A 2,787-nucleotide genomic window follows, 5' to 3' on the forward strand; every position below is an offset into this window, starting at 1 on the left:
CGCGATCACCGCGTAGTTTGACCGACGAAGGCTCACGAGGTAGCCGTCTTCGTCCACCACGTCAGCGGACGTGACCCTGGGGTACCGGCTGCTCCGTCGATTCTGGCGTCAGGGTTTGGCCAGCGAGGGCGCTCGGGAGCTGATCCGCCATGCGTTCGATGACCTTGGACTCTCACGGGTGTTCGCTGAGACCATGGCCGTCAACACCGCGTCGCGCGCAACGATGAACTCGGTGGGTCTCCACTACCAACGCACGTTGCAGATGTAGCCGGGTACCGAATCGCTCGCGTTCATCCCCAAGCTGGTGGTCTGGAAGAACTCGTCAGTCGGGTCGCCCAGGACCAGGAGCACCGTCGCGTCGGGCACCCGGACCCCAGGGTTGGCCCGCTCCAGAACCTTGGTCGCCTCTCGCAGGGCCTCTCCGATCCGCTCCCAGGCCCGTGCTTCCTCCAGCCGTCGCAGCCCTTCCATGGAAAGGTCGATATCGCGGTCAAGGGGGAAGCCGGAGCCCATCGTGTGCATGTGAACCAGATCGGGCTCCCCGGGGGAGAAGCTGTACATCCCGGCCGCCGGTTCCAGCGCCCTACGCAGTAGCTCGGCTCTGTCCGGCTCGGCCGCCCGCAGGATCTCCCGCATCGCCGGCCCGGTGTTCAGCACAGTGAAAGTCATGGGCTCGACCCTGCTGTCTCCAGTGGGTGGAGGTGCAAACGCGACCCGGTGGCCTACCGTTGCCCTGTGGAAGAGGTGGCTGCACGTCTCGGTGTTCGTGAGGTCGACCTGACGGACTGGCGGTGGTTGCTGGGAGCGCTGCACGCCCGCTTCGACACCCGTTCGTTCGGCGACGGGGCAGCGTTCATCGATGCGGTTGCGCAGGTCGCCGGTGCGGACGATGACCATCTCAATGTGGATCTGCGTGTCGGACACGTCCGAATCGCGCTGCGCACGGCCGACGTGGATGGGGTCACCCAGCAGGACGTCCTCCTGGCCGAGTCGATCAGTCTCCTCGCCCGTGATCGGGGTCTGGTAGCGCGCCCACAGCGCGTGCAGGTAGTGGAGTTGGCTTTGGACACTCCCGTTGCCGACTCGGTGCGGCCGTTCTGGGCCGCGGTTCTTTCCGGGCGTGACGGAGGAAGCGACGTTGTCGATCCGGCCCAGGGGCTCCTGTCGATGTGGTTCCAGGCAACGGACTCGACTGCCCGCGATCGGCAGCGCTTCCATCTCGACGTCACCGTCCCTCCGGAGGTCGCCGAGGAGCGGATCGCTGCGGCGGTGGCGGCGGGTGGACGCGTTGTCGACGACGGTCGTTCTCCGGCCTTCGTCGTGCTCGCAGATCCCGACGACAACGCTGTCTGCATCTGCACCGAACTGGGCCGAGAGTGAGCCTTCCCGCTGGAGCTCCCGTCGCCGACGTCATTGCCCATCGAGTTCGGTGAGCTGAGCGGCTGCGCCCTCGACAGCCCATGGGCGCCCGTTCTCGTCGACCTGGCCACGGTCGCGATGAACAAGCACGGCTCCGCCCGCATTCGACACCGCCTGGAAACCCGAGGTGCACCGCTTCCAGCGACGACACTCGTCTCGGGCACCGGCGCCGTCGTCGAGCGCTCCGGCAGCGAGGGTCCGGCTCCGGCCGTGGGGGGTTGTTCTCCTGCCGTCCGGCAAGCTGGCGCCGTGATCGACCTCAGCCCGTGGCCCGGTCTCAGCGTGACTGCACCACTCGGTGGTGGACATCGGAACGATGTCTACGAGGTGCGCGGTCGGGACCGCCTGGTCGCGCGGCGCACCAGGCGAACAGCTCCGGCCATGGAGTGGGAACTCGATCTACTGGAGTTCCTGGATCACTGCGGGTTCGTCGTGCCGCACACCGTCCCCACAGCGGATGGCCGACGTTCGGCGGGCGGTGTGGTGGTGCAAACCTGGCTGCACGGGCGGGAGCCCGTTGGCGGTGACTGGGCCCTCGTTGCTTCCGAGCTGGGGCGGCTGCACCGGCTGACTGCGGGATGGGCGAACCAGCGCCCCGGCTTCCGGTCGACCCGGGAACTCCAGCGGGAGTCACGCGGAGGAGACATCGACCTCGATGCCATGCCCGATCACGCCGTCCACCTCTGCAGGCAGGCCTGGGCCGCCCTCTCGGCCGGCCCGGACTGCGTCATCCACGGCGACCCCGGCCCCGGCAACGTCCGGATGAGTGGCGGCCGTGTCGGCTTCCTCGACTGGGACGAATCGCGAGTCGATCACGCCGACCTCGACCTGGCCGAGATCCCCGGAGGACCACTGCGAGGTCACCGTGCCGCCGTCGCGAGCAACGCGATCGACGCGTGGGAGGCTGCCTGCTCAGTCGCCATCACACATCGGCCGGGCCACGGTGTCCAGCATCGCGGTGGCCAACGAGGTCCGGGCGATGGGCGGGGCCAGCATCGCCTGCGTGAACTCCCGTGACCGCAACCTGTTGGGTTTCCGTCGGGATCTCCTGACCGCCGCCGCCTACGGCGTGGACCAGTTCCTGTTCGTGCAGGGGGACAAACCGTCGGTCGGAGATCGCACCGGCGAGCTGACCGTGCGGACCATGATCGAGGAAGCGCGTGCGGCGACCGGTCAGGATGCGTTCGCGGGGGTCGCGCCCTTCTGCCTCGGCGTGACGGCCGGCCACCGTCGTCGGACCGGGGTTCCACAGATGGCCGGGGTCTGAGGTTCGTCCGCGATGTTGTGTTGTAGGTCAGGCCGCCGTGACCTGGCGGAAACGCTGAAAAGCCCTAGTGGCACGGTTTGCTTGATCGTGGGCTGTGAACT

General features: G+C 67.9%; 5 protein-coding genes. 4 read left to right on the plus strand and 1 reads right to left on the minus strand.

Going from position 1 to position 2,787, the window contains the following annotated elements:
• Positions 1 to 70: 70 nt before the first annotated feature.
• Positions 71 to 268, plus strand: coding sequence for a GNAT family N-acetyltransferase (locus FVA95_RS28255; RefSeq protein WP_205016019.1), 198 nt, complete (start codon positions 71 to 73; stop codon positions 266 to 268).
• Here the strand turns inward: FVA95_RS28255 and FVA95_RS28260 are convergent.
• On the minus strand, positions 244 to 669 hold the full coding sequence (locus tag FVA95_RS28260; RefSeq protein WP_149666841.1) for a hypothetical protein: 426 nt from the start codon (positions 667 to 669) through the stop codon (positions 244 to 246). The genes FVA95_RS28255 and FVA95_RS28260 overlap by 25 nt on opposite strands.
• Before the next feature lie 66 nt (positions 670 to 735).
• Here FVA95_RS28260 and FVA95_RS28265 point away from each other — a divergent pair, with 66 nt between their 5' ends.
• From FVA95_RS28265 to FVA95_RS28275, 3 genes are all read left to right on the plus strand, one after another.
• A complete protein-coding gene (locus tag FVA95_RS28265; protein WP_240051792.1) occupies positions 736 to 1,380 on the plus strand; it encodes a VOC family protein in 645 nt (214 codons plus the stop codon).
• Positions 1,381 to 1,668: 288 nt separating this feature from the next.
• On the plus strand, positions 1,669 to 2,436 hold the full coding sequence (locus tag FVA95_RS28270) for a phosphotransferase enzyme family protein (RefSeq protein ID WP_161992515.1): 768 nt from the start codon (positions 1,669 to 1,671) through the stop codon (positions 2,434 to 2,436).
• Positions 2,423 to 2,686, plus strand: coding sequence for a hypothetical protein (locus tag FVA95_RS28275; RefSeq protein ID WP_205016020.1), 264 nt, complete (start codon positions 2,423 to 2,425; stop codon positions 2,684 to 2,686). Before FVA95_RS28270 ends, FVA95_RS28275 begins: the two co-directional genes overlap by 14 nt.
• Positions 2,687 to 2,787 lie beyond the last annotated feature (101 nt).

It is taken from the genome of Pseudonocardia sp. EV170527-09, from assembly GCF_008369905.1.
Lineage (GTDB): Bacteria > Actinomycetota > Actinomycetes > Mycobacteriales > Pseudonocardiaceae > Pseudonocardia.